This is a genomic window from Allobosea sp. LC85 (assembly GCF_000735605.1).
Taxonomy (GTDB): domain Bacteria; phylum Pseudomonadota; class Alphaproteobacteria; order Rhizobiales; family Beijerinckiaceae; genus Allobosea.
Genome location: NZ_JPKG01000063.1, coordinates 1 through 25,436 on the forward strand (window position 1 = coordinate 1; position 25,436 = coordinate 25,436).

Annotated in this window: 21 protein-coding genes and 1 tRNA gene; 11 read left to right on the top strand and 11 right to left on the bottom strand. The window is 65.9% G+C overall.

Features of this window, described 5'->3' with window-relative positions; genetic code table 11:
- Positions 1 to 559 precede the first annotated feature (559 nt).
- Together FG93_RS29185 and FG93_RS29190 are read left to right on the top strand one after the other, a co-directional pair.
- Complete coding sequence (locus FG93_RS29185) at positions 560 to 1,663, top strand: FAD-binding oxidoreductase (protein ID WP_043242070.1); 1,104 nt, start codon at positions 560 to 562, stop codon at positions 1,661 to 1,663.
- 75 nt (positions 1,664 to 1,738) lie between these two features.
- Positions 1,739 to 2,188, top strand: coding sequence for a DUF1810 domain-containing protein (locus tag FG93_RS29190; RefSeq protein ID WP_200878182.1), 450 nt, complete (start codon positions 1,739 to 1,741; stop codon positions 2,186 to 2,188).
- Between the two features lie 118 nt (positions 2,189 to 2,306).
- Here FG93_RS29190 and FG93_RS29195 read toward each other — a convergent pair.
- Positions 2,307 to 2,381, bottom strand: a tRNA-Gly gene (locus tag FG93_RS29195).
- 192 nt (positions 2,382 to 2,573) lie between these two features.
- Between FG93_RS29195 and FG93_RS29200 the strand changes: the two genes are divergently transcribed.
- The 4 genes from FG93_RS29200 (at position 2,574) to FG93_RS29215 (ending at position 6,219) form a co-directional block, all read left to right on the top strand.
- Complete coding sequence (locus FG93_RS29200) at positions 2,574 to 3,098, top strand: prolyl-tRNA synthetase associated domain-containing protein (RefSeq protein ID WP_043242072.1); 525 nt, start codon at positions 2,574 to 2,576, stop codon at positions 3,096 to 3,098.
- A gap of 114 nt (positions 3,099 to 3,212) precedes the next feature.
- A complete protein-coding gene (trxA, locus tag FG93_RS29205; protein ID WP_043242074.1) occupies positions 3,213 to 4,112 on the top strand; it encodes a thioredoxin in 900 nt (299 codons plus the stop codon).
- 32 nt (positions 4,113 to 4,144) lie between these two features.
- Positions 4,145 to 4,816, top strand: coding sequence for an LON peptidase substrate-binding domain-containing protein (locus FG93_RS29210; RefSeq protein ID WP_043242076.1), 672 nt, complete (start codon positions 4,145 to 4,147; stop codon positions 4,814 to 4,816).
- Entirely contained in the window at positions 4,813 to 6,219 is a 1,407-nt protein-coding gene (locus FG93_RS29215) for an MFS transporter (protein ID WP_043242078.1), read from the top strand. The genes FG93_RS29210 and FG93_RS29215 overlap by 4 nt, the downstream gene beginning before the upstream one ends.
- A 94-nt stretch (positions 6,220 to 6,313) precedes the next feature.
- Here the strand turns inward: FG93_RS29215 and FG93_RS29220 are convergent, their stop codons facing one another.
- Entirely contained in the window at positions 6,314 to 8,707 is a 2,394-nt protein-coding gene (locus FG93_RS29220; protein ID WP_043242080.1) for a hypothetical protein, read from the bottom strand.
- Between the two features lie 124 nt (positions 8,708 to 8,831).
- Between FG93_RS29220 and FG93_RS29225 the strand changes: the two genes are divergently transcribed.
- Positions 8,832 to 9,314 carry an Lrp/AsnC family transcriptional regulator gene (locus FG93_RS29225; RefSeq protein ID WP_043242082.1) on the top strand — a complete coding sequence of 161 codons (483 nt, stop codon included), beginning with the start codon at positions 8,832 to 8,834 and terminating at the stop codon, positions 9,312 to 9,314.
- A 9-nt stretch (positions 9,315 to 9,323) separates the two neighbouring features.
- On the opposite strand, the gene FG93_RS29230 is transcribed toward FG93_RS29225, so the two are convergent.
- Both FG93_RS29230 and FG93_RS29235 read right to left on the bottom strand, forming a co-directional pair.
- Positions 9,324 to 10,130 (bottom strand): hypothetical protein, encoded by an 807-nt coding sequence (locus FG93_RS29230; protein WP_052514357.1) that lies wholly within the window; start codon positions 10,128 to 10,130, stop codon positions 9,324 to 9,326.
- 64 nt (positions 10,131 to 10,194) lie between these two features.
- Positions 10,195 to 11,328 carry a DSD1 family PLP-dependent enzyme gene (locus FG93_RS29235; RefSeq protein ID WP_043242084.1) on the bottom strand — a complete coding sequence of 378 codons (1,134 nt, stop codon included), beginning with the start codon at positions 11,326 to 11,328 and terminating at the stop codon, positions 10,195 to 10,197.
- A gap of 143 nt (positions 11,329 to 11,471) precedes the next feature.
- Here FG93_RS29235 and FG93_RS29240 point away from each other — a divergent pair, with 143 nt between their 5' ends.
- A complete protein-coding gene (locus FG93_RS29240; RefSeq protein WP_043242086.1) occupies positions 11,472 to 13,292 on the top strand; it encodes an ABC transporter ATP-binding protein in 1,821 nt (606 codons plus the stop codon).
- Between the two features lie 12 nt (positions 13,293 to 13,304).
- Here the strand turns inward: FG93_RS29240 and FG93_RS29245 are convergent, their stop codons facing one another.
- The 3 genes from FG93_RS29245 to FG93_RS29255 form a co-directional block, all read right to left on the bottom strand.
- Positions 13,305 to 13,874, bottom strand: coding sequence for an invasion-associated locus B family protein (locus FG93_RS29245; RefSeq protein ID WP_043242088.1), 570 nt, complete (start codon positions 13,872 to 13,874; stop codon positions 13,305 to 13,307).
- A 114-nt stretch (positions 13,875 to 13,988) separates the two neighbouring features.
- Complete coding sequence (gene obgE / locus FG93_RS29250; protein ID WP_043242090.1) at positions 13,989 to 15,032, bottom strand: GTPase ObgE; 1,044 nt, start codon at positions 15,030 to 15,032, stop codon at positions 13,989 to 13,991.
- A 44-nt stretch (positions 15,033 to 15,076) separates the two neighbouring features.
- Positions 15,077 to 15,943, bottom strand: a complete 867-nt coding sequence (locus tag FG93_RS29255; RefSeq protein WP_043242091.1) for a LysR family transcriptional regulator — start codon at positions 15,941 to 15,943, stop codon at positions 15,077 to 15,079.
- 105 nt (positions 15,944 to 16,048) lie between these two features.
- Here FG93_RS29255 and FG93_RS29260 point away from each other — a divergent pair, with 105 nt between their 5' ends.
- Positions 16,049 to 16,960, top strand: a complete 912-nt coding sequence (locus tag FG93_RS29260; protein ID WP_161783910.1) for a DMT family transporter — start codon at positions 16,049 to 16,051, stop codon at positions 16,958 to 16,960.
- Between the two features lie 121 nt (positions 16,961 to 17,081).
- On the opposite strand, the gene FG93_RS29265 is transcribed toward FG93_RS29260, so the two are convergent.
- Genes FG93_RS29265 through FG93_RS29275 form a run of 3 tightly spaced genes read right to left on the bottom strand, consistent with a single transcriptional unit; the run spans position 17,082 to position 22,181 of the window.
- Positions 17,082 to 20,306, bottom strand: coding sequence for an efflux RND transporter permease subunit (locus FG93_RS29265; protein ID WP_043242093.1), 3,225 nt, complete (start codon positions 20,304 to 20,306; stop codon positions 17,082 to 17,084).
- Between the two features lie 13 nt (positions 20,307 to 20,319).
- Complete coding sequence (locus FG93_RS29270) at positions 20,320 to 21,519, bottom strand: efflux RND transporter periplasmic adaptor subunit (RefSeq protein ID WP_043242095.1); 1,200 nt, start codon at positions 21,517 to 21,519, stop codon at positions 20,320 to 20,322.
- Between the two features lie 20 nt (positions 21,520 to 21,539).
- Complete coding sequence (locus FG93_RS29275) at positions 21,540 to 22,181, bottom strand: TetR/AcrR family transcriptional regulator (RefSeq protein ID WP_052514361.1); 642 nt, start codon at positions 22,179 to 22,181, stop codon at positions 21,540 to 21,542.
- Between the two features lie 257 nt (positions 22,182 to 22,438).
- Here FG93_RS29275 and FG93_RS29280 point away from each other — a divergent pair, with 257 nt between their 5' ends.
- Together FG93_RS29280 and FG93_RS29285 are read left to right on the top strand one after the other, a co-directional pair.
- Entirely contained in the window at positions 22,439 to 23,242 is an 804-nt protein-coding gene (locus FG93_RS29280) for a glutamine amidotransferase (RefSeq protein ID WP_081882001.1), read from the top strand.
- Positions 23,239 to 24,480, top strand: a complete 1,242-nt coding sequence (locus FG93_RS29285) for an FAD-binding oxidoreductase (protein WP_043242097.1) — start codon at positions 23,239 to 23,241, stop codon at positions 24,478 to 24,480. The genes FG93_RS29280 and FG93_RS29285 overlap by 4 nt, the downstream gene beginning before the upstream one ends.
- Positions 24,481 to 24,642: 162 nt before the next feature.
- Here the strand turns inward: FG93_RS29285 and FG93_RS29290 are convergent, their stop codons facing one another.
- On the bottom strand, positions 24,643 to 25,428 hold the full coding sequence (locus FG93_RS29290; protein ID WP_043242099.1) for a succinate dehydrogenase iron-sulfur subunit: 786 nt from the start codon (positions 25,426 to 25,428) through the stop codon (positions 24,643 to 24,645).
- Positions 25,429 to 25,436 lie beyond the last annotated feature (8 nt).

Genomic DNA, 25,436 nt, shown 5'->3' on the forward strand with positions numbered 1-25,436 from the left:
AGTTTTCAAACAGCGGCGCATCAACAACGACAGATAAGCCCGCCGATCGCTCGGCGACAAGGCCTAACATGCTCATGAAGCGCAGTAGAGCGGCCCCGCCAGCGGCGGCGCCGTCTCGATGGCCGCGTTATAGGCCCCACCAACTCACCCTGTCAACGCCAAAACAAAACTTTTCCGACAGTTCCATGACAGCGCCGCATTTTTTCGCACGTCACCGCTGATGGCGCCAAAATAAAATCAATGATTGCAATATCTTGCGGAGTTATCCACCTCCCGGCACCCGCACCTGCACCGTTCCGAGGCGCGGGGCGCCGCCATCGGCGGCAGCGAAAGCGTTCGGCACACGCACCAACCTTGGCCCCCATCACGGACAGAGACTGGCCATTCCCGCGACACGCCCGAGGGGCTGCACTGCCGAACTGGACGCCGGACGCGGCGCTCTGCACAGTCCCAGGCCTGCCTCGTTCCGCTCGCGGCAGTCCAGGCCGCCGGCCGGTAACATGCCAGGGCGCTGTCGAGACGGGATCACGAGCGGGTTCACACTGTGCCGGAGAATACTATGCCTGAGATCATCGTGGTCGGCGCCGGAGTCCTCGGAACCTCCGTCGCCTATCGCCTCGCGCGCGCGGGCGCGCGCGTTACCGTGCTTGAGGCCACGCGGGTCGGCGGCGGCACGTCCGGCATCAGCTTCGCCTGGACCAACTCCTGCAACAAGGAGCCCCGCAGCTATCACGACCTGAACGTCGCCGGCATGAAGGCGCACGCGGCATTGGAGGAGGAGTTTGGCGCAACACCCTGGTGGCATGGCGGCGGTCGCGTCGAGTGGAAGGCGGAAGCCGAGCGCGACGCTCAGCGCGCCAAGGTCTCGCGCCTGCAGGGCTGGAGCTACGCGGCCGAATGGATCGACCGCAAGCAGTTGCTCGAACTCGAGCCGGATATCGATCCTGCCGCGATCGGTGACGCACCCATCGCCTGGTATCCGAACGATGGCTGGCTCGACCCGGTCGTCTACGCCCACGCCATGATGAGGGCGGCATGCCGGCTTGGTGTGAAGCTGAAGACGCAAACCCGGGTGAATGCCCTCCTCGTCGAAGGTGGCAAGGTCAAGGGCGTGCGCTGCGAAACCGGCGAGACTTTCCATGCAGACCTGGTGGTGAACTGCACCGGCCGCTGGTCCAATGACACGATCGGCGCCTCTGCCCCCAATGTCCCGCTGGAACCCACGGTCGGCTTCCTGGTCTTTACTCCGCCCGTGCCGGCCTCGATCCAGCGCGTGGTCTCCTCGCCGCTTTGCGATTTCCGGCCGGATGGCGCGGGAAGGCTGATGGTGCACTGGGGCGCGGCCGACGCGCAGGTGACGCCCGAGGTCAGCGAGCATCCCGGCATGGCGCAGGCTGCGCTCGTGATCGAGCGGTTGACCAGGATCCTTCCCGGCATTGCACCGGTCAAGCCCGAGGCCACCCGCGTCACCCAGCGCCCCATCCCCAAGGACGGTCTTTCGGCCATCGGACCCGTGCCCGGCCTCGACGGCTATTACCTGATGGTCACGCATAGCGGCGCGACGCTCTCGCCGGCGCTCGGGGCCATGGCCGCAGACGAGATCCTCCAGGGCATCGAACGGGAGGAACTCGCCGATTTCCGCCCCGCGCGCTTCTTCACATAGAATAGGAATCCGCGTCGGCACCTGGAAAGTCGTTCAGCCGAGTGCTTGCCGCGCCACATGATGGGAGGGCAAGCCGTGACGGAGACTCACGACCTTCAGCGCTTCATCGCGGCCCAGGAACCGATCTTCGAAACCGCGCTTGCCGAACTGCGAGCAGGCCGGAAGCGAACCCACTGGATGTGGTTCATTTTTCCGCAGCTGCGCGGCCTCGGCATTTCGCCGACAGCGGAACGCTACGGCCTGGCCTCGCTGGCGGAAGCGCATGCCTATCTCGCCCATCCCATCCTCGGCCCCCGCCTCGTCGCGTGCACCGCCGCCATCCTGGAGATCGAGGGCCACTCGGCCCATGCCATCTTCGGCTCGCCCGATGACATGAAGCTCCGCTCCTGCATGACCCTCTTTGCGCTGGCCGCGGGCAGCGGCGACAACATCTTCCGGCAGGGCCTGCAGCACTTTTTCGGCGGCAGCCCGGATCCGCGTACGCTCGACCTGATCGGCAGCACGTCCGGTGGAGCTGGCGCGTAGTTCGCAAACCGCGAGATCGCTCACTGCGCCCATCGAACCAGACTTAAGCGTATGGCCCCAAACGCAAAAAGCGCCGGGAAACCCGGCGCTTGCGGCAGTCTTGGTTGGGAAGAATGTCTGGAGCGGGCGAAGGGATTCGAACCCTCGACCCCAACCTTGGCAAGGTTGTGCTCTACCCCTGAGCTACACCCGCATCCGGACAGTGGCGCGCCAGCGGCGCGTGGCGGGCTTATTGCCCAAAGCGCCGAGAAGCGCAAGCGCCTGTTGCAAAGATTTTCGCCGAGGCCCTGACTTTCACCCTGTCGGAGCCATCGCGACGCGCTTGCGGTAATGCCGCCCGGCGCGCTAGGCAACGCCAAGAACTCTTTGTTTCCGACGAGTTACGATGACCGCACCGCTGACACCCGACGAGCTTTGCTCCCATCTGACCACGCAGAGCATTCCTTTCCACAGGCTCGATCACGAGGCGGTCTTTACCGTCGCCGAATCGAAGTCCCTGCGCGGCACAATCGATGGGCACCACACCAAGAACCTGTTTCTGAAGGACAAGAAGGGTCGGCTCTTCCTGGTCTCGGCTCTGGAGAGCACACGAATCGACCTGAAGCGGCTGCATCAGGCGCTCGGAGCCAGCGGCCGGCTTTCCTTCGGCTCGGCTGAGCTGCTGGAGGAGAAACTTGGCGTAACACCAGGCTCCGTCACCGCCTTTGCCGTGATCAATGATCGCGCCGGCGATGTGACGATGGTGCTCGACGCCAATCTGATGAGCGGCGAGGCGATGAATTTCCACCCACTGATCAACACCGCGACGCTACGCATCGCACGCGACGACATGCTGGGCTTCCTGCGCAGCACCGGACATGAGCCGCTGATCGTCGATTTGCCCGCTCCGGTCGATGGACAGAACGACTGAACCTCCCCATCTATGTGGCGCGCGGCCCGTGGTCATGCGCCCGTTTTCGTATGCCCGACCGAGATCGGCCAGTGTGGCCGCGGTCGACCCTGTTGACGAGATGAAGGAAGACCCATGCTGCTCAACAGCGATGCGGCCGAGCAACCCGGCCTGATCAAGGATACGACGACACAGGGCTTCCGGCAGGATGTCGTGGCCGAATCGATGAACCAGCCGGTTCTGGTCGATTTCTGGGCACCGTGGTGCGGCCCCTGCAAGCAGCTGACCCCGGTCATCGAGAAGGTGATCAAGGCTGCCGGAGGCAAGGTCAAGCTCGTCAAGATAAACATCGACGAGCACCCGCAGATTCCGGGCCAGCTCGGCATCCAGTCGATCCCGGCCGTCATCGCCTTCCAGCGCGGCCAGCCGATCGACGGCTTCATGGGCGCCCTGCCGGAAAGCCAGATCAAGGCCTTCATCGAGAAGCTCGTCGGGCCGATGGGCCCGGGCGCGACCGAGGAGCTGGTCGCCGCCGCGCAGGAAGCGCTCGAGGCCGGCGACGCGGCAGGCGCAAGCGAGCTCTACGCCAATGTGCTGGCGCTCGAGCCGGAGAATGTTGCAGCGCTCGCCGGACTCGCGCGCCTGCATCTCGATATGGGCGATATCGACGGCGCCAAGGGCATCCTGGCCGCGGTACCGGAAGCGAAGGCGTCCGATCCGGCGCTGGCCGCCGTGCGTGCCGCGATCGAGCTTGCGGAACAGGCCGCCTCGCTCGGCGACACAGCCGAACTCGAAGCGAAGGTCGCGGCCAACCCCGGGGATCATCAGGCCCGCTTCGATCTCGCGCTGGCGCTGAACGCCCATGACAAGCGCGAAGAAGCCGTCGACCAGCTGGTTGCCATCATCAAGGCAGACCGGACGTGGAACGACGACGGCGCACGCAAGCAGCTGCTGCAGTTCTTCGAGGCCTGGGGTCACATGGACGACGCCAGCGTTGCAGGCCGCCGCAAGCTCTCGACGCTGCTGTTTTCATAAGGTGCCGCGCGATGGAAGGGAGCGACACGCCCATGGGCATGAACGCCGTCTATAACGGAGCCCAGGACTGCCCGCGGGTGATCCCGGTCTTCCCGCTGGCCGGTGCGCTCCTCCTGCCGCGCGGGCAGATGCCCCTCAACATCTTCGAGCCGCGCTATATCGCCATGATCGACGATGCGCTGCGTGAGCACCGCACCATCGGCATGATCCAGCCCGAGCCGGAGAGCGGCCGCCCGTCCGCCACGCCCGGTCTGCTGCAGGTCGGCTGCCTCGGCCGGATCACGCAGTTCGCCGAGACCGGCGATGACCGCTATATCCTGACGCTCACTGGCATCGCGCGCTTCCGCATTGTCGAGGAACTCTCGGTGACGACAGCCTATCGCCAGTGCCGGGTCAGCTATGACGATTTCGCCATCGATTTCATCGCCCGGGCGGGCGAGGACGAGGTCGACCGCAACAGCCTGCTCAGGGCGCTCCGGTCCTTCGCCAAGGCCAATGACCTGAAGATCGACTGGAAGGGCATCAACGAAGCGCCGAACGAGGCGCTGGTCAACGCGCTCTCGATGATGTGCCCCTTCGGCCCGCGCGAGAAACAGGCACTGCTCGAGGCCTCCAGCCTGAAGAACCGCGCCGATGTGCTGGTCGCGATCACCGAGATCGAGCTGGCGCGCGGCGGCAGCGACCCAGAGACAACCCTGCAGTGAACCTTTCCCACGCGCCTGCGGCGGCGATCGCGCCCGTCACTTATCCGCCGCGCCGGGCCGTCACGGCCTGGCTGTTCTTCGACTGGGCGGCACAGCCGTTCTTCACGCTGGTCACCACCTTCGTCTTCGCGCCCTTCTTCGCCTCCGCCCTCGCGGCGGACGCGGCACAGGGACAGGCGCTCTGGGGCTATGCGACGGGTTTCGCGGGTCTCTGCATCGCCCTGCTCTCTCCCCTGCTCGGCGGCATCGCTGACCGCACTGGCCCGCGCAAACCCTGGATCGCGGCCTTCGGCGCGCTGCTCGTCGTCGGCTCGGCCCTGCTCTGGTTCGCAAGGCCCGGCTCGCCCGCCGCCGTTCCGATTGCGCTAGCCGGCTTCATCATCGCCACGATCGGCGCGGAATTCGCCACCATCTTCAATAATGCGATGATGACACGACTCGTGCCGCCGGAGCGGCTCGGCTGGCTCTCCGGCACGGGCTGGGCCATCGGCTATCTCGGCGGGCTGATCTCGCTTGCGATCACCTTGGCGCTGCTCGCCGCTGATCCGCTCACCGGCAAGACGCTGGCTGGCCTCGTGCCGATCCTTGGCCTCGACGCGGCAGCGCGCGAGGGTGACCGCGCCTCGGGGCCGCTCACCGCGCTCTGGTTCGTCATCTTCGTCACGCCGATGTTCCTGCTGACACCGGACTCCCCGGGAACCGGCATGCGCCTCAGGGAAGCGGCGCAGGGCGGCCTCTCGCGGCTGAAGGCGACCATCGCCGAACTGCCACGCCTGCCCTCGCTCGGGCGCTTCCTGCTCGCCAACATGATCTATCAGGACGGGCTCGTGGCGCTCTTCGCCTTCGGCGGCATCTACGCGGCCGGCGTCTTCGGCTGGCAGACGATCGAACTCGGCATCTTCGGGATCCTGCTCACCATCACCGGCACGCTCGGCGCCTGGTTCGGCGGCAAGCTCGATGACCGCATCGGTGGCAAGCCGGTGGTACTGGGCGCCATCGCCTGCCTGCTCTTCGCCTGCCTCGGCATCCTCTCGCTCGGGCCGGACCGCATCTTCTTCGTGCTGCCGGCCACGCCTCCGGCGGCAGGTGATGGGCTGTTCGCCTCGATGCCCGAGCGGATCTATCTCGGTCTTGGCCTGCTGATCGGCCTTGTCGCCGGCCCGCTCCAGGCCTCCTCGCGCAGCCTGATGGCCCGTCTCGCTCCGGCGGGCCGGCATGGCGAGTTTTTCGGCCTCTTCGCGCTATCGGGCAAGGTGACCTCGTTCATGGGCCCGACCTTCGTGGCGCTGGCGACCACCATCTTCGCCAGCCAGCAGGCCGGGCTGGCGGTGCTGATTGCGTTCTTCCTGACGGGCGGAGCGCTGCTCGCGGGCGTCAATGTGAAACAAGGACTGGCGAAATAGAGCGCGGGGGCGCCTCTGCCGCCGCACTTCACCGTCCAACGGCCAGCACCTCTCCCCTTCTCGTTACAAGAGGGCGATGCCGCGCCCTCGTCGCTTATGGCAACGCCTTCAGATAGCGAACCGGCCGGCCCGGCGCCGCAGCCTGCGCCGCATGCACGATCGCGTTCGCGTCGATGCCGAAGTGCCGATAAAGGTCGGCAACGGTGCCGGTCTGACCGAAATGCTCGACGCCAAGCGCCTTCTGCTTGTGGCCGTGCACGCTGCCGAGCCAGGCCAGAGTCGCGGGATGACCGTCAAGCACCGAGACGATACCGCAATCGCGTGAAAGTTCGCCGAGCAGCCGCTCGATATGACTGGTCGCGCCATGATTGCCGCGCTGTCGCGCCCGCTCGGCCGCCTGCCAGCCGGCATTGAGCCGATCGGCCGAGGTGATGGCGAGCAGCCCGACATCGCGCCGGTCTTCACCGAGCAAGCCCACAGCCTCGATCGCCTCCGGCGCAACCGCCCCGGTATAGGCGATGACGACAGAGGCGTTCGGGCCGGGCTTCCTGAGCCAATAGGCGCCATCGATGATGTCGCGCTCGAGATCGGGCGTCATCATCCGCTTCGGCTGCTCGACCTGCCGTGTCGAGAGCCTGAGATAGACCGAGCCACCGGTCTCGTCGCGCAACCAGGTGCGCTCGTCGGGATCGCCCTCGCCATCCTTCTGCAGGTATTCGAAGGACCAGCGCATCATGACGGCGAGCTCGTCGACGAAGGCCGGCTCGAAGGCGCAGAGCCCGTCCTGGCTCATGCCGATCAGCGGCGTCGCGATCGACTGATGCGCGCCGCCCTCGGGCGCCAGTGTCGCACCTGACGGCGTCGCGACCACCATGAAGCGCGCATCCTGGTAACAGGCATAGTTCAGCGCATCGAGCCCGCGCGAGATGAAGGGATCATAGAGCGTGCCGATCGGGATCAGCCGTTCGCCGAAGATCGAATGCGACAGGCCGAGCGCCGAGAGATTGATGAAGAGATTCATCTCGGCGATGCCGAGTTCGATATGCTGGCCCTTCGGCGAGAATTCCCATTTCTGCATCGAGGGAATGCGCTCGTCCTTGAAGGTATCGGCCATCGAGGCGCGGGCGAAAAGGCCGCGCCGGTTCACCCATGGCCCGAGATTGGTCGAGACGGTGACGTCCGGCGCGGTGGTGACGATGCGGTCGGCCAGCGGCCCGCCGAGCTTCGCCAGCTCGTCGAGCACCTTGCCGAAGCCCATTTGCGTCGACATCGTCGCCTGGATGCCGGCCTCGAGTTTCGCAGGCACAGGCAGCGACGGCGCCGAGAAGCGACGGCGCCCCTCGGAAAAGAACGGCACCGTGTCGAGATAGCTGCGGAGCGCGGCTTCGGGCAGCGACAGCCCCTCGAACAGGTCCCATTCATGGCCGGGGCGGACCGTGTTGGCTCGTTTGAAGCCTTCCATCTGCTCCTTGGTCATCAACCCGGCATGATTGTCCTTGTGCCCGGCAAGCGGCAGGCCAAATCCCTTGACGGTATAGGCGAGGAAACAGACCGGCCGGTCGTGATCGATGCCCTCGAAGGCTTCGAGCAGCGAAGGCAGATCATGCCCGCCGAGATTGCACATCAGCTTCGAGAGCTCGGCGTCGGAGCGGCTCTCGATCAGCGTCGAAACAGGCCCCTGATCGCCGAGATCATCCATCAGGCGCTTGCGCCAGGCCGCGCCGCCCTGGAAGGTCAGAGCCGAATAGAGCTGGTTCGGGCAGGAATCGATCCAGGCCTTCAGCCGCTCGCCCCCCTTCTCCTTGAACGCGGCTTGCTGCAGCGAGCCGTATTTCAGCGTCACGACATCCCAGCCGAAATTGCGGAACATCGTCTCAAAACGGTCGTAGAGCCCCTCGCGGATCACGGCATCGAGCGACTGGCGGTTATAGTCGATCACCCACCAGGTGTTGCGGACGCCGTGCTTCCAGCCCTCCATCAGGGCCTCGAAAATATTGCCCTCGTCGAGCTCGGCATCGCCGATCAGCGAAACCATGCGCCCGTCCGGCCGGCTTGTGCCCCAGCCATGGGCCTTCACATAATCCTGGGTCAGCGAGGAGAAGAGCGTCTGCGCGACGCCGAGGCCGACCGAGCCGGTCGAGAAATCGACATCGTCGATATCCTTGGTGCGGGAGGGATAGCTCTGAGCACCCTTGTACCCGCGAAAATTCTCAAGCTTCTCGCGTGTCTGCAGGCCCATCAGGTAGTTGATGGCATGGAAGATCGGCGAGGCGTGTGGCTTCACCGCGACCCGGTCCTGCGGCTTCAGAGCCGCCATGTAGAGCGCCGTCATGATCGTCGCCAGGGACGCGGACGAAGCCTGATGCCCGCCCACCTTCATGCCGTCGCCGTTATCGCGCAGGTGGTTGGCGTTATGGATCGTCCAGGAGGCGAGCCAGAGAATCTTCTTCTCGAGTTCAGCGAGAATCGGCAGACGGGGATCGGTCATTTGGCTTCTCTCGATGCGGCCAAGCCATCATGCACGCTTCCGGCAGCGATTTTTGCCAAAGATCGCCGGCGAGGCTTTCCATCTTAGCGCTTTCCGCTAATCCTGCGAGCGAAAGCGAGACAAGATGCCAGACTACAAACTCGACGATATCGACCGGCGTATCGTCCAGGCCCTCCAGGCCGACGGACGCATGAGCAATCAGGACCTGGCCGAAAAAGTCGGGCTTTCGCCCTCACCCTGCGCAAGGCGGGTTCGCCTGCTGGAGGAGGCCGGCATCATCGAGGGTTATGTCGCGGTCGTGAACCAGGACAAGCTCGGCCTCCCGGTCTCCGTCTTCGCCTCGATCAAGCTGGAGCGCCAGCGCGAGGAGGAGCTCGACCGCTTCGCGGCGGCGGTGACACGCTGGCCGGAAGTGGCCGACTGCTACCTGATGACCGGCCCGCGCGACTATCTGCTCCGCATCATCGTCAGTGACCTCGCCGCTTACGAACGTTTCCTGAAGGACAAGCTGACCCGGCTCGACAATGTCGCCTCGATCGAATCGAGCTTCGCGCTCGGGCAGGTCAAGCGCTCGTTCTCGGTGCCGGTGGAGCTGGGGCGGGGATAGGCAGGCCAGCTACCAGCCACGCTGGCGCTTGATCATGTCCTTCTGGAAATTTCTCCAGGCGCAGACCCGGTGGACATATTCGCGGTCCCTTTCGGCTTCGCCAAAGGGCGCAACCTGCCAGTCCCAGCGTTCATCCGGCGGCGGGAGGGGAACGCCGCGCGCCAAGTCCAGCCGGTCCGTCACCGTGCCGTCGCGGTCGTGCTCGAGCATCTCGACATCGCTGATCAGGCAGATGCGCCCCGCGAAACGCTCAAGGTCCTGGAGATGCCAGGCGATGCAGTGCGCCGGCAGATCTTTGGGGAAGGCGGCTGCACGGTCCCCGTTCCCCTCGAGCCAGTCCTCGATCGGCCAGGCGAGCTGCGACATCAGGTTGGCCGAGATCACCAGATCGACCTCCGTGTCCGCACTGAGATCGGCCAGCGGGTCGCTGCGCCCTTGGCCCTCCCCCGCAAGCCAGCTCATGACGCCGGTCAGATCGCGCGTCACAAGCTCGACATTGCGGCGCAGGGCCATGCGCAGCCTGACCTGAGGCAGATGCACCGCATCGATCAGAACGACACGTTGAAAGCGTGCACAGAGCAGATCGAGCGGCACGTCCCGCACCAGTCCCGAGCCGAGCACGACCACGATGCGGTGGCGCTCGAGCTCGCCGACGATTTGCGTGACGAGCGCCTGACAGCGCTGGTGATGCGGCGCCCAGCTCTCGCGCTGGCGCAGCCCCCGTGCCCAGAGAGCTGTGCTTTCCCGCAACAGGCCGAGCTGCCGCGTCATCCGGCCGGCCGGGGTCGCAAGCGTCAGCAGGAACTCAGCCAGCATCAGGGCATGAGTCCGAAAAATGGGAAGCGAGTTTCGGACACAGTCATGCGCAGTCCCGGTGTCTTCAGGTCAGAGCGCCGCGCCCCGCAACCGGCCAGAGCGTCTCGACATGCGCATCCGGACCGTGCAGCCCGCGCACGCCGACATACCAGTCGTGCAGGTTCACCGTCGGGTCGCAATGACCGGGAATGAGCAGGATACGGTCGCCGCGATGCGGCAGGGCGATCGGGTCGCCGGTGAGCACGCCATGCTCGTCAGAGGGTTTGGTATAAATCACGCCGTCGCGCTGGAACGGCATGGGCATGCCGGAATCGACCGCCGCCGCCTTGTGCCCGGCATCGACAATGGCGCGGTCCGGCACGGGCTTGCTCATCACCCCGGCAAGGACGAAAAGCGCGTGTTCGAAGGCCCTGAAGGGGGTACCGTCCGCCTGTCGATTGCGGGCGTAATCTGCATCCATGAAGATGTAGGAGCCTGCCTGGATCTCGTTCCAGATGCCGGACTGGCTTTCGAGCTCATAGGTACCGGTGCCGGCGCCGCTGACATACTCGCAGTTGAGGCCTGCCTGGGCGAGACGCTCCACCGCATTGCGGGCAAGCAGCCCGGCGCGCTCGATCGCCTCGCTCCGCTCGTCGATCGAGCGCATATGCTGGGCAGAACCGTGATAGGCCTGAATGCCCGAGAAGCGCAGCGAATTGCTGCGCGCGACCGCCTCGGCGATCCGGACTGCTTCGCCGACTGCGACGCCGCAGCGGCGCCCGCCGATATCGAGTTCGACCATGACGTCGAGCATCACGTCGTGCCGCGCAGCCGCCTCCGCCGCCTCGCGCACGCCCTCGGGATGATCGACGCAAAGGCCGATTCGTGCGTTGCGCGCCAGCTTGGCGAGCCGGTCGAGTTTAGCCGGGCCGACGATCTCGTTGGTGACCAGAACATCGCCGACGCCGCCTGCGACAAGAATTTCGGCTTCGGAGACCTTCTGGCAGCACTGGCCGACAGCGCCATGCGCGATCTGGAGCAGTGCGATGTCCGGGCTCTTATGCGTCTTGGCATGAGGGCGAAGACGTACGCCATGGGCCTGCGTATAGGCGGCCATGGCGACGAGATTCCGCTCGAAGGCGTCGAGATCGAGAACGAGCGCTGGCGTGTCGATCTCGGCGAAGCTCTGGCCGATCTGGGCCGGCGGGGGCGCGGGCATGGGTGTACGCTATCTCCTGAATCAGTTGCAGCACTGTGGCTATGGGACGCCAGCTTCGTGTCTGGAACAAGACCGGAGCACGAGGAGGCCCCCCGCCGCCATGCCAGTGGCATATCACGGTCGAGCATGTTAGGCCGCGCGCCATGAAGATCGGCCGCGTTACCGACGACACCTTTGCGCTCTTCGCCCGCGTCTGGCGCGAGCGTGTCAGCGCCTACCTGCCCCAGATGGCGATGATCCTGGCACTTGTGGTGGTGATCGCCGCAACGACCAGCTTCTACCCGCTGCTCATCAAGGCCGCTTTCGACGCCTTCGCCGACCCCTTGTCGGCGGAAGCGACGGGCTTCGTGCGCCGGATGGAGCGGCTCGTCTCGAAGTCGATCGGGATCGAGATCGGCGTGGTCAATGCCGTTGCCGTCGTGGTCGTCATCGTCACGGCGATCAAGGGCTTCTCGCTGCTCACGCAAACCGTCATGACCAACAGCGTGGTCAGCCGAATCGAAGCGGACATGCAGTCCGCGCTTTACGCGCATCTGATCGATGCCGACCTCGCACAGCTCCAGCGCGAGAATCCCGCCTCGCTGACCCAGCGCTTCACCACCGACTTCACCTATGTGAAGGAGGCATTGACCCGGATCATCAACATCGCGGTGCGCGATGTCATGACCTCCATCGCACTCGTCGGGGCCTTGCTCTGGATCGATTGGCAGATGACCCTTGTCGTCCTGCTGATCGCCCCGATCGTCGCGCGCCCGATCGGCCGGATCGGCAAGAAGCTGCGCCGCATGGCGATGTCGCAGCAGGAGCAGACGGGCATCATGGCAAGCCTCGTCACCGAGAGCCTGCAAGGTGCCCGCGTCGCCAAGACAGACTCGCTCGAGCCCTATCTCAAGGCGCGCGCCGCGCATGCCTTCGAGACGATCCGCAGCCTGAAGATGAAGGCCGCCAATGCCCGCGGCCGGCTCGACCCGCTGCTCGAGGTCGCCGGTGGTCTGGCGGTCGCCGGCGTTCTCGCGGCCATCGGCGTCAGGATCACCGCGGGCACCAGCACGATCGGCGATTTTACCGGCTATGTCTCGGCGCTGCTGCTCGCGGCACAGCCGATGCGTTCGCTCGGCAACCTCAACGCCATCCTGCAGGAGGCCGGCGCCTCGCTGAAACGCTACTACGCCCTGATCGACGAGAAGCCATTGGTCACCGAGCGCCCCGGTGCGCAGCCGCTCAAGGTCGGCGCCGGCGAGATCGCCTTCCGGCATGTGCGCTTCCGCTATCGCGATGATGCCCGCGCCCTGGAAGGCATCGATCTCGTCGCGCAGGGGGGCAAGATGACGGCGCTGGTCGGTCGCTCCGGCTCCGGCAAGTCGACGCTGCTCACCCTGGCGCCGCGCCTCTACGACCCGAGCGAAGGCCGTATCGAGATCGACGGGCAGGATCTGCGCGACGTCACGCTCGCCAGCCTGCGCGGCCAGATCGGCGTCGTCAGCCAGGATGTCATGCTCTTCGACGATACCGTGCGGGCCAACATCGCCTTTGGCCGGCCGGGAGCGACCGAGGCCGAGATCATGGCCGCCGCCAGGGATGCAGCGGCGCATGATTTCATCATGGCCATGCCCGATGGCTACGACACGCAGGTCGGCGAGCGCGGTTCGAAACTGTCAGGTGGCGAACGCCAGCGTGTCGCCATCGCGCGAGCCATCCTGAAGGATGCGCCGATCCTGCTGCTCGACGAGGCGACGAGCGCGCTCGACACCGAGTCCGAGCGGCTCGTCCAGCAGGCGTTGGCCCGGCTGATGAAGAACCGCACCACGCTGGTGATTGCGCATCGCCTCTCGACCGTGCGCGAGGCCGATCTCATCGTCGTGCTGGAGGAGGGCCGGATCGTCGAGACCGGCAGCCACGACGCGCTAATCGCGCATGACGGCACCTATGCCCGGCTGCACCGGCTGCAATTCACCGAGACCTGAAACGCGCCGATCTCAAGGCTCGCGGGCGAGCGCGTCCACGGCGGCCTGAAAGCCCTTGAACGAGAAGGGCAGCGCAACGGCGCGGTTGGCGCCATCCTGATAGCGAAGTTGGCCGGCTTCGCCATAGCCGCGCCAGCGCTTCAGCAGGTCATCGCTCACATTCACCTCGGCGAAGCAGCCGCCGGGAAGGCAGCGCTGGAAGTCGGCAAGCGTCCCCTCGTCCTTCTCTCCGAGCGCAAGGCGGATACCGGCCTTGGCGCCGAGGCTCACATTTGGCGGCACCTGCACCACCAGCTTGTAAGGCTCGTTGCGCACCGGCCGCCCGAGCGCGATCAGCGCCACCGGGCCGCGCTGCCCCTGCACCTCGAGTGTCTGCACGATCTCGCAGATCCGGGTACCGACGCCCTGCTGGCAGCGATGTGTCCAGTCGCCATAGGTCGCCGTCGTATTGTCCGGCTGCGAAACACCGCCAGGAGCGGCCGGAGCTTGTGCGCTCGCGGAGGGGCGCTGTGCCTGGGCAAGGGCTGCGCCGCTGAAGATCACGACGGAAACGAGCGCGAGAGGCCTAAGCTTGGAAATCACCTGACAAGTCCCCCTTTGACGGCAACCGCGAGTTAGACGGCGGCGCGTGTTTCCACGCAAGCCGTTTGCGGCTGCCTGGGAACGGTCGTCAACAACACCGTGGCAATTCACAGGTTATGGGCGCCAACCGGCCTCCAGCGCCGGCGCATCGGCCTTGGCCTCTTCCTGCCGTGCCTCCTCGACCACCGCGAACAGGGCACGCAAGGCATCGTCGACGCCCTGGCCAGACGCTGACGACAGCACGATCGGCATGCGCTTGGCGGCCCGCTTCAGCCGCGCGACCTGCTCCTTGAGCAGCTCGGGGCTCAGCGCGTCCACTTTCGAGAGCGCCACGATCTCAGGCTTCTCGGCCAGGCCCTCGCCATAGGCCTTGAGCTCCTCCCGAACGGTCTTGTAGGCCTTGCCGGCATGTTCGCTGGTGCCTTCGACCAGATGCAGCAACACCCGGCAGCGCTCGATATGGCCGAGAAAGCGATCGCCGAGCCCATGACCCTCATGCGCTCCCTCGATCAGGCCAGGAATATCGGCCAACACCATCTCGCGCCCGTCAACCCGTACGACGCCAAGGCCGGGATGCAGGGTGGTGAAGGGATAATCGGCGATCTTCGGCTTCGCAGCGGTGACGGTGGCGAGAAATGTCGACTTGCCTGCATTGGGGAGGCCCACAAGCCCGGCATCGGCAATCAACTTTAGGCGGAGCCAGACCCAGCGCTCCTCGCCCGGCAGGCCCGGATTGGCATGGCGCGGCGCCTGGTTGGTCGAGGTCTTGAAATAGGCGTTGCCGAAGCCGCCATTGCCGCCCTTGCACAGAACGAAACGCTGGCCGGGTTCGGTCAGGTCGGCGACCAGGGTCTCACCGTCCTCGTCGAAGACCTGCGTACCTGGCGGCACCTTGAGCACGATCGGCGGGCCATTGGCGCCATGCCGGTCCTTGCCCATGCCATGTTCGCCGATCTTGGCCTTGAAATGCTGCTGGAAGCGGAAGTCGATCAGCGTGTTGAGTCCCTGCACGCATTCGATCACGACATCGCCACCGCGTCCGCCGTCGCCGCCATTGGGGCCGCCGAACTCGATGAATTTTTCGCGCCGGAAGGAGACGCAGCCCGCGCCACCGTCACCGGCCTTCACATAGATCTTGGCTTGGTCGAGGAATTTCATTGCTTCTCAGTAGTGGGCCGCGGGCCGAAGGGCAATGCGGGCGCTCACGCGGCAAGCCGTGGCGCAGCCATTTCTTCGCGAAGCGCCTGTGCGAAGCGCCGGGCCGCGAGACTCGGGTTGGGTGCAACGATCAGACCGACCGAAAGCTCGAACAGCGGCGGCAGGCCCTCAGCCGCGCCAAGCCGCCGCAGGCTCGGCGGAACCGCACTTTCGGTGATCGCGGTGACGCAGAATCCGGCCTCGACGGCCGAGATCACGCCTGCCGTATGCGAGGAGGAGAAGACCAGCCGATGCGCCCGCCCTGCTCCGGTGAGCGCCGCCAGGACACGAGGGCGAGCCCGGCAGCCCTCCGAAAACAGGGCAAGCGGCAGAACCTCCTGCAATTCCGGGCGATGACCGCGCGCCGCGACCCAGACCAGCGGCTCGCGGCGCAGCGTTTCTCCCTTTGGCCGCACCGGATCCTGCGTGATCACGGCGATATCGAACTCACCAGCCGCAAGCGCGGGCTCGATCCGCTTCGAGAGATCGCAGCGCAGTTCCAGCTCGACGCGCGGATGCTCGGCCGCAAACCGTGCGATCAGCGGTCGCAGATAGGCGTCGACATAGTCGTCGGGCACACCGACCCGCAGGCGCCCCGTGGCTGCCTCGCCGCCCAGATCAGCCAGCGCTTCGCGCTCGACCGCGAGCAGGCGGCGGGCATGACCGATCAGCCGTTCGCCGGCATCGGTCGGCGTCACCCCACGGCGCGAGCGCTCAAGCAGCTTCTGGCCCAGCTGCGCCTCGAGATCCTGGATGCGGACAGAAACCGCCGATTGCGTGCGGCCAAGCCTGATGCTCGCTGCCGTGAAGCCGCCGGTCTCGGCGACCGTCACCAGCATATCCAGCGCCGCCAGATCGAAATGAGTCGCCATCGTTCCGCTCCATCGGAAATTCGAATGGAACGATGAGAATAATCCGTTTTTCCGATTGAAGGAAGCGCACTATATCGCCGGCACTGCCCGTTGCGGATGACTCAGATGACCACCCCGAGCCTTGCCCTGTCACGTCCGGCTGCACCCGGCCTCGCCATGTTCGTCGCCCTGATGACAGGCGCGACCTGCATCGGCTTTTCCGGCATCTTCGTGCGTTATGCCGATGTCGGCCCGGCCGCCGCCGGCTTCTGGCGCATGCTCTTTGCTCTGCCCGTGCTCGCAGCCTGGACCGCGTTCGAACAGCGCAAGACCACATCGGGTGCCACGCGCTCCCACGGATGGTGGCCAATCGCGCTGGCCGGGTTCGCCTTCGCCGTCGACGTGACGCTCTACAATGCCTCGCTTGGCTTCACGACGATCGCCAACGCCTCGCTGCTCGGCAATCTCTCGCCGGTCGTCGTTGTCCTGGCGGCCTGGCTCCTGCTCGGTGAGAAGCCGACCGGGCGCATCCTCGGCGCGTTGTTGCTGGCGATCGGCGGCGCGCTGATGCTGGTGCTGCCGAAATTCGCGTCCTCGACGGCCGCGGCCAGTCCGGGCAGCATTTTCGGCGACAGCCTGGCGGTCGGCGCAGCCTTCTCCTACGCCGTCTATATCATCGCCATTCGCCGGGCCCGGGATTTTGCCGATGCCGGCCGCATCGGCCTGATCTCCAGTGCACTCTGCGCCGTCTTCTGCATCGCGGTCGCAATCCTGCTTGGCGAAACCATCCTGCCGCAGAGCCTGCAGGGCTGGCTCGCGGTGATCGCGCTCGGCCTCGTCTCGCATGCGCTGGGCCAGGGACTGATCACGCTGGCGCTCGGCCAGTATGGCGCCAGCGCCGCCTCGCTGGTGATGGTCTGGCCGGCGCTGGTCAGTGTGCTCGCCGCCTGGGCGATCTTTGCCGAACAGCCCTCGCCCGCGCAGGCCTTTGGCGGCGTGGCGATTCTGGCAGCGGTTCTGCTGGTCCGGAAGGGCTGAGGTTCGTTACCTTTTCCCCGCCGCCCCTGAAGTGGCCTGAGATTGCTGCGCTCCTGCCGCTCAATCTCGGGGTGCCATCGACGGGACGACACCCCTCGAGTTCCAGCTTCCCGTCCGACCCCTATTCCGCCGCCAATCGCGGCGGCGGCAGCTTTCCGCTCATCGCCTTGGCGCTTGCTTCGCCGGGCGATTCCTCATCGCCCATCGGCTCCCAGGCCGATTCATCCTCAGGCTTGCTGAAGAAGCGGCCGAAGAGCCAGCTGAAGCCACGGCCGACATCGTCCATCACCGTGTAGAAGGACGGCACGAAGACGAGGCTGAGCACGGTCGAGACGATCAGGCCGCCGATCACCGCGATCGCCATCGGCGCGCGGAACTCGCCGCCATCGCCGACGCCATAGGCTGAGGGCAGCATGCCCGCCGCCATCGCGATCGTCGTCATCACGATCGGCCGGGCTCGCTTGCGCCCGGCTTCGAGCAGCGCCGTAATCCGGTCCTTGCCGCGGGCGACCTCCTCCACCGCGAAATCGACCAGCATGATCGCGTTCTTGGTGACGATGCCCATCAGCATCAGCAGGCCGATATAGACCGGCATCGAGACCGGGTTATTGGTCGCGAGCAGCGCGATCACCACGCCACCGAAGGAGAGCGGCAGCGAGAGCAGGATGGTCACCGGCTGGGCGACCGAGCCAAACAGCAGGATCAGCAGCGCGAAGACCAGCATCAGGCCGGTCGTCATCGCCGTGATGAAGCCCTGCACGACCTCGCCCTGGATCTCGGCATCGCCGGTGGCGGCGGTCGTGACACCCGCTGGCAACCCGACCTCCTTGACGATCTCGTGGAACTTCTCCTGCGCCGTGCCGAGCTCGAAACCGCGCTTCAGATCGGCACCGATCGCTGCCCGGCGGACCCGGTCATAGCGGTCGATTGAGCTTGGCCCCTCGCCGAAGCCGATATCGGCCACCGCCGTCAGCGGAATCGAGACGCCGTTCGTGTTGGTGACACGCAGCGCCGCAATGTTGCGCATATCGGTGCGGGCAGCCTCGTCGAGCTGGACGCGGATCGGCACCAGCCGGTCGCCGGCGTTGAATTTGGCGAGATTGGCACCCGCGTCGCCGATCGTCGCGATGCGCACCGCTTCCGAGATCGCCTCAGGCGTAACGCCAAGGTTCGCCGCCTGCTCGAGCTTGGGTGTGACGCGCAGTTCCGGCCGGCTGAGCGAGCCGGCAGTCGCGACATTGAGGTAGCCGTCGACCTGGCGCATGCGCGCCTCGATTCGGGCGACCGCCTCGTCGAGCGCATCGCCGTCCTTGGAGAGAATCGAGAACGCCATCTCGCGTTCGCCGCGCTCATTGACATACCAGGCCCGGGCGTCGGGGACGCTGGCGAGCTTCTCGGCGATGACGACCTTCAGATCCTTTTGCTTGATCGCACGCTCGCTCTTCGGCGTCAGCATGACCGTGACCGAAGCCCGCCGGACCTCGCGCTGTCCGGTCGGCGAAGCGCCACCGAGCACGAAGACATGCGTGACCTCGGGAATCGTCTTCAGCGCGTCGACGATCTGGTCGGTGGTGACGCGGGTTTCTTCCAGCGTTGCGCCGGGCGGCAACTCGACGCTGGCGACGACACGCGCGGTGTCCTCTTCCGGGAAGAAGCCCGTCGGCAGCAGGGCCGTCGCCTTGATCGAGCCGAACAGGAAGATGAAGCCGACCACCAGGGTCAGATAGGCCATGTTGAATGGCAGCTTGCGCCAGCGCCCCGTTCCATCGAAGCGCGGCAGCAGCGGCAGGCGGATGCGCGCGAGGGTGAGTCGCAGCAAGCCGACATAGCCGCGCATGAACGGGCCTGGCTTGTCATCCTCATGCTTCACCGGTCGCATCAGATAGGCCGCCATCATCGGCGTGATCAGCCGCGCCACCAGCAGCGAGAACAGCACCGCGATGGCAACCGTCAGGCCGAACTGGCGGAAATACTGCCCGGCGATACCGCCCATGAAGGAGACCGGCGCAAAGATCGCGACGATGGTCAGCGTGATCGCGATGACCGCGAGCCCGATTTCATCGGCCGCTTCCATCGCCGCGCGATAGGGCGATTTGCCCATCTTCATATGGCGCACGATGTTCTCGATCTCGACGATCGCGTCGTCGACCAGGATGCCGGTGACGAGCGTGATGCCGAGCAGGCTGACCAGATTGAGAGAGAAGCCCAGCATCTGCATCGCCCAGAAGGTGGGGATGGCCGAAAGCGGCAGGGCGATCGCGGTGATCAGCGTCGCGCGCCAGTTGCGCAGGAAGAGAAAGACGACGAGCACGGCCAGCGCCGCGCCCTCGAACAGCGTCTCCATCGCTGACTTGTAATTGCCGTGGGTATAGGCAACCGCGTCGTCGATCAGCTTCAGCTCGATCGACGGGTAGCGCTTGTTCAGCTCCTCGACGCGGGCCGCAACGACCTCCTTGACCGAAAGCTCGCTCGAGCCCTTGGAGCGGAACACGGCGAAGGTGACGACGGGTTGCTTGTCGAGCCGACTGAAGGAGCGCGGTTCGGAATTGGAATCCTCGACCCGGCCGAGTTCTTTCAGCCTCACTTCGCGGCCGCCGGTGAGCGAGATCTTGGTCTCGGCCAATTCGGCCACGGTGCGCGCGCCGGCCAGCGTGCGGATCGCCTGTTCCTGGCCGCCAACCTCGCCGCGCCCGCCGGCGAGGTCGACATTGGTCACCCGAATCTGCCGGTTGACTTCGCCAGCCGTCGTCCCGAGCGCCAGCAGGCGGTCGGGATCGAGGGAAATCCTGATCTCGCGATCGACACCACCGTAACGATCGACCCGGCCGACTCCCTTCAGCCCCTGCAGCTCGCGCGCAACGACATCGTCGACATGCCAGGAGAGCTGCTCGAGCGTCATGCCAGGCGACGATGCGCCATAGCTAAGGATCGACTGTCCTTCGACATCGATGCGCTGGACCACCGGCTCATCGATCGTGCGCGGCAGATCGGCCCTGACCTTGGCGATGGCGTCCTTGACGTCGTTGACCGCCCGGTCTGTGTTCACCTCCAGGCGGAACTCGATCAGGGTGAGCGACTGGCCGTCGGTCAGCGTCGACATCACATGCTTGACGCCGGTGATGTTGGCGACCGCATCCTCGATGCGCTTGCTGACCTGGCTTTCAAGCTCCGCCGGCGCTGCGCCGGCCTGGGTCACCGTGACCGAGACGAACGGCACATCGATATTCGGCATCCGCGTGACCGGCAGCGTCGAAAACGACATCAGGCCGAGTACGCAGAGCACCACGAAAAGCAGGATGGCCGGGACCGGTTTGCGGATCGACCAGGCAGAGAAATTGACGTTCATTCCGCCGACCCCGTCAATTCGTCGCGATCGGCGTAACGGCGTCGCCATCGCGCACGAAAGTGCCAGCGCGCGCGACCACGGTCTCACCTTCGGCGAGGCCGGAGGTGATCTCGATCCGGCCATTTCCGGTCAGTCCCAGCGTCACCTTCTTGGTGCTGACCTTGCCGTCCCTGACACTCTGCACCAGCGCTCCACTACGCGAATAGGTGATGGCGGAGAGCGGCAGGGTAATGCTCGTCTTGCGCCCGGTTTCGATTACGCCCCGCGCAAAGGAGCCAATCGCAACCGGCGGATTGTCCTTGAGCGCGATGCGCACGCGCCCGAGACGCGACGCCTTGTCGACCTCCGGTGCAATCAGCCTGATCTCGCCGACAAGCGGCTTCGCGGCGCCAGCCGGCGTGACGGCGACCCTCTGGCCGAGCCTGAGCGACGCAAGTTCGACCTCCGCGACATCGGCCTCGAGCTCGATTGCGCCATCCGCGATGATCCGGAAGAGCGGCTCGGTGGCGGCCAGGGGCGCCATGGCGCCGAGCTTGGCCCGGCGCTGGCTGACGATTCCGGCCGCGGGAGCCTTAATCTCGGTGCGCGCGATCTTCACGGCGATATCGCGCTCCTGCGCCTTGGCGAGTGCAAGATCGGCCGTCGCGATGGCAAGCGCATGCCGCGCCGAGTTGACCCGGGCGACCGTCGTCCGCGCCGCAGCGGAACGCAGGTCGAAGGTCTCGACGCTGGCATTGCCGGAATCGCGCAGGGCCTTGGTCCGCTCGAAAGCGTTCTCGGCCTGGACTCGATTGGCCTCCGCTTCGGTGACCTGCGCATTGGCCTGCGCGATCGCCGCTTCGGCGCGCGCGATCTGTGCCTCGTTCTGGGTGTGGAGAACATCAAGCGTCGTCCGCGAGAGACGCGCCAGCACCTGGCCCGCCGCCACGCTGTCCCCCTCCTCGGCCAGGATCTCGACGAGCGCGAAGCCATCGATCTCCGGCGAAACCAAAACCTCGTCGCGCGCGATCATCGAGCCGGAGACCACGACGCTCTGCACGATTTCCGCGGTCCTGGCGGGCGTGACCGTCACGGCCGGGCCATGGATCGGGCCGCTTGCCTGCGCGGCCGCGCTGGCCGGCGTCTGGGCCGAGGCCGAGACAGGCGGCAGCAGCGCCAGGGTAAGCAGGGACAGGGCAGCCAGGCGCGTCAGCGCGAGGGGAAGCGGCAACATGGGGATAACCTTCGAATCAGTCATGGCTGATTTATGTCTTGGGATTGCAGGCGCATTGCCTGAGCCAATCCTCGCATCGCGGTGAACAGCGTTTCGGCAGCAGCGTCGGTGTCGAAATTCGGATCCATGGCGCGCCGGCAGAAGAAGCCGTCGGCGAGCATCGACATCGCCTGGAGGAAGCGGACCTCGTCGAGATCGGCCGGCAGCTCGCCACCGTCCTTGGCCGCAGAGATGGCTGCCGCCAGACCTGCGATGACCGTGCCGTCGATATCGGCGCACATCGCCGCCATTTCCGGATTGCGTGCGGCTTCCGCCCAGATCTGCACCGCGATGATGGCCTTCTCGCGTGGCTCCTCGACGAGATGCCGCCGCCCGAGAGCCTCGAGCTGGTCGAGGAGATTGCCGGCGCGCGGATCGAGCGCCGAGAAGTCCGCGGCGATCGAGGCCCGATCGCGCTCGGCCATGCCGGCGATGATCGCGTCCTTGGAGGCGAAGTAGCGATAGAGATTGCCCGGGCTCATGCCGGCCTCGGCCGCGACGTCGTTCATCGTCGCGGCATGGAAGCCGGCGCGCGCGAAGACGCGCTCCGCCGCATCGAGGATGCGCGTATGGCGCTCCGTCAGGGCGCGGTCGGACGAGGCGTAGGCAAAGGGCGGTGGCAAATGAGAAATCCGCAATGAGAATGAACGTTCATTCTCATGACCTATCGTGAACCTGAAGTCAAGAAGCGCCCGCGCCCGCAAGAAGCGGCCGCGCCCGGCAGAATCTGGGCCCCGCCATGCAGAAATCTTCTGCGCGTCATGCGCTTCTGGCGCATGAATTGCTTTGCTCGGTCCCGCATGGAACCGCATTGTCAATGCATGGATGGACGTCGCGCCATTGGGCGCACCCTTGGCGCGTGAGCGACCCGAAGCCCGTGATGAACGATCAACCCTTTCGTCTCAGCGCTGCCCGCAAGCTCCGCTCCCCCGTCCCTCCCCGCCGGAACAAGCCGGCGCCGAAGCCGGTCCTGATCGTCCTGCACCAGGAGCATTCGACCTCCGGCCGGGTCGGCCGCCTTCTCGCGGCGCGAGGGCACGCGCTCGATATCCGCAAGCCGCGCTTCGGCGATCCGCTTCCGGAGACCATGCGCGATCATGCCGGCGCCGTGATCTTCGGCGGCCCGATGAGCGCCAACGACCCCGACGTTTTCGTCAAGGCCGAGATCGACTGGATCGGCACCTGTCTGAAGGAGCAGGCGCCCTTTCTCGGCATTTGCCTGGGCGCCCAGATGCTCACAAGGCATCTCGGCGGCTCCGTCTACACGCATCCTCAGGGCCGGGCCGAGATCGGCTATTACGACCTTGCGCTGACTGAAGCCGGCGATACGCATGCAAGTGAGGCCGGCTTCACCTGGCCATCGACCGTGTACCAATGGCACCGTGAAGGCTTCGACTGCCCAAACGGCGCCGAGTGCCTCGCAACCGGGGGCGATTTCCCGGTCCAGGCCATCCGCTCGGGCCCCAGGGCCTACGGCATCCAGTTTCATCCCGAAGTGACCCCGGCGATGATGTGCCGCTGGTCAGTGCGCGCGCATGAGCGCACCCTGATGCCCGGAGCCCAGCTGCGCCATCAGCATCTCGAAGGCTGGTATCGCTATGATCCCGCCGTCAGGGCCTGGCTCGACGGCTTCCTCGACCACTGGCTGTGCGTGCCGGCGGATGGAGAGACGTCCCTCGCATGACCCGTACCTCGCTTGTCCTCGGCGCTGGCATCGTCGGCGTTTCCTGTGCGCTCGCGCTGCAGAAGCGCGGCTTCATGGTCACCCTGATCGACCGGCGCGAGCCCGGCAGCGAGACTTCCTACGGCAATGCGGGCGTGGTCAGCCCGACCTCAGTCGTTCCGCTCAACAATCCCTCGCTCTGGAAAAGCCTGCCGAACTATCTCGGCAACCAGCACGCCGCCGTGCGCTATCGCTGGGGCCATCTGCTAGGGAATCCCGGTTGGGTCCTGCGCTTCCTCGCGGAAGCGCGCCCATCCCGTCTCGCGCCCCGCGTTGCGGCGCTCCAGGGCCTGACAGCTCAGGCCCTGACCTTGCACAAGGCGTGGATGGCGGAAGCCGGAATCAGCCACCGCCTGCGTGAAACCGGCACGCTGAAGCTCTGGCGCAGCGAGGCCGGTCAACAGGCTGCCCGCACCGAGCAGCAATGGCTCGAGGATCATGGCTTTCGCGCCGACTACCTCGACCGGCAGGCCCTTTCGGCAGTCGAGCCCGATCTCAACCCGATCTTTTCGGCGGGCCTGTGGTTGCGTGACAACGGCTCGGTCGACTGGCCGCAGGCCGTGGTCGCGGCCTATGCGGCACTCTTCGTGGCACGCGGCGGAACGATCATTCGCGCTGCTGCCTCAGGACTCTCCAGGACGCATCAGGGCTGGCGCGCCACAACCGATTCCGGCAGCTTCGATGCCGATCTCGCCGTGGTCGCGCTTGGCCCATGGAGCGCCGACCTGCTGCGCCCGCTCGGGCTGAGCGTCCCGCTCAATGTCGAGCGGGGGTATCATCGTCATTACAGGGCGAGCGACGGACGCAGCCTTTCGCGCCCGTTCTACGACGTCGAGTCCGCTTACTTCCTTGCTCCAATGGAGAAGGGCTACCGCCTGACCAGCGGCGTCGAGCTCGCTAACCGCGATGCACCTTCGAATTTCGCGCAGATCGACGCCGTCCTGCCACGAGCGAAGGAAGCCTTTGACCTGACCGAGGCGACCGAAGCCACGACCTGGCGCGGTGCCAGGCCAACGCTGCCCGATTCGCTGCCGATGATCGGGGAAGCGCCGCGAAACCCCGGACTCTGGCTCGCCTTCGGCAGCCAGCATATCGGCTTTGCAACCGGGCCAGTGACTGGGGAAATCCTGGCCGCGCTGATCTGCGGCGAGAGGCCGATCGCCGATCCGGAACCATTCGCGCCGGCGCGATATCTCTGATTCCGACGATCTGGTCGCGCGCTGAGGCGAGCGCGACATCGCCGTTGTGAGCCGGTTGGCGCAACAGGCGAGAGCCGAGGCGACTACCTTCAATGGCCCAGGAAGCGTAGGCCAGCGCAGGCCGTCACGTCAGACGGCCGCGCCGGTCGAATGGGCGGCGTTTCAGACCTGCCGCGCCACCATCATCTTCTTGATCTCGGCGATCGCCTTGGCCGGGTTCAGGCCCTTCGGGCAGGCATTGGCGCAGTTCATGATGGTGTGGCAGCGATAGAGCCGGAAGGGATCTTCCAGGTCATCAAGGCGCTCGCCGGTGGCCTCGTCGCGGGAATCGATCAGCCAGCGATAAGCCTGCAGCAGCACGGCCGGACCGAGATAGCGGTCGCCATTCCACCAGTAGCTCGGGCAGGACGTCGAGCAGCAGGCGCAGAGGATGCATTCATAGAGCCCGTCGAGCTTCTCGCGGTCCTCCTTGCCCTGTGCCCATTCCTTCTCCGGCGCCGGCGTCGTGGTCTTGAGCCAGGGCTCGATCGAGGCGTGCTGGGCGTAGAAGCGTGTGAGGTCCGGCACCAGGTCCTTGATCACCGGCATATGCGGCAGCGGATAGATCGCGACCTTGCCCTTCGCGCCGCACTCGTCGATGCCGGTGGTGCAGGCCAGGCCGTTCTTGCCATCCATGTTCATGGCGCAGGAACCGCAGATGCCCTCGCGGCAGGAGCGCCGGAAGGTCAGCGTCGGGTCGATCTTGTTCTTGATCCAGATCAGCGCGTCGAGGACCATCGGTCCGCAATCCTCGCGATCGACATAATAGGTGTCGGTGCGCGGATTCTCGCCGGTATCCGGGTTCCAGCGATAAACCTTGAACTCGGTCAGCTTCTTGGCGCCGGCCGGCTTCGGCCAGGCCTTGCCTTCGGTCAGTCGTGAGTTCGCGGGGAGATTGAATTCGGCCATCGGTCAGA

Bases quoted from the DNA above. Each gene is read 5' to 3' on its own strand.
- FG93_RS29185 (WP_043242070.1), top strand. From the start codon at position 560: ATGCCTGAGATCATCGTGGTCGGCGCCGGAGTCCTCGGAACCTCCGTC.
- FG93_RS29200 (WP_043242072.1), top strand. From the start codon at position 2,574: ATGACCGCACCGCTGACACCCGACGAGCTTTGCTCCCATCTGACCACG.
- trxA (WP_043242074.1), top strand. From the start codon at position 3,213: ATGCTGCTCAACAGCGATGCGGCCGAGCAACCCGGCCTGATCAAGGAT.
- FG93_RS29210 (WP_043242076.1), top strand. From the start codon at position 4,145: ATGGGCATGAACGCCGTCTATAACGGAGCCCAGGACTGCCCGCGGGTG.
- FG93_RS29220 (WP_043242080.1), bottom strand. From the start codon at position 8,707: ATGACCGATCCCCGTCTGCCGATTCTCGCTGAACTCGAGAAGAAGATT.
- FG93_RS29225 (WP_043242082.1), top strand. From the start codon at position 8,832: ATGCCAGACTACAAACTCGACGATATCGACCGGCGTATCGTCCAGGCC.
- FG93_RS29230 (WP_052514357.1), bottom strand. From the start codon at position 10,130: ATGCTGGCTGAGTTCCTGCTGACGCTTGCGACCCCGGCCGGCCGGATG.
- FG93_RS29235 (WP_043242084.1), bottom strand. From the start codon at position 11,328: ATGCCCGCGCCCCCGCCGGCCCAGATCGGCCAGAGCTTCGCCGAGATC.
- FG93_RS29240 (WP_043242086.1), top strand. From the start codon at position 11,472: ATGAAGATCGGCCGCGTTACCGACGACACCTTTGCGCTCTTCGCCCGC.
- obgE (WP_043242090.1), bottom strand. From the start codon at position 15,032: ATGAAATTCCTCGACCAAGCCAAGATCTATGTGAAGGCCGGTGACGGT.
- FG93_RS29255 (WP_043242091.1), bottom strand. From the start codon at position 15,943: ATGGCGACTCATTTCGATCTGGCGGCGCTGGATATGCTGGTGACGGTC.
- FG93_RS29260 (WP_161783910.1), top strand. From the start codon at position 16,049: ATGACCACCCCGAGCCTTGCCCTGTCACGTCCGGCTGCACCCGGCCTC.
- FG93_RS29265 (WP_043242093.1), bottom strand. From the start codon at position 20,306: ATGAACGTCAATTTCTCTGCCTGGTCGATCCGCAAACCGGTCCCGGCC.
- FG93_RS29270 (WP_043242095.1), bottom strand. From the start codon at position 21,519: ATGTTGCCGCTTCCCCTCGCGCTGACGCGCCTGGCTGCCCTGTCCCTG.
- FG93_RS29280 (WP_081882001.1), top strand. From the start codon at position 22,439: ATGAACGATCAACCCTTTCGTCTCAGCGCTGCCCGCAAGCTCCGCTCC.
- FG93_RS29285 (WP_043242097.1), top strand. From the start codon at position 23,239: ATGACCCGTACCTCGCTTGTCCTCGGCGCTGGCATCGTCGGCGTTTCC.
- FG93_RS29290 (WP_043242099.1), bottom strand. From the start codon at position 25,428: ATGGCCGAATTCAATCTCCCCGCGAACTCACGACTGACCGAAGGCAAG.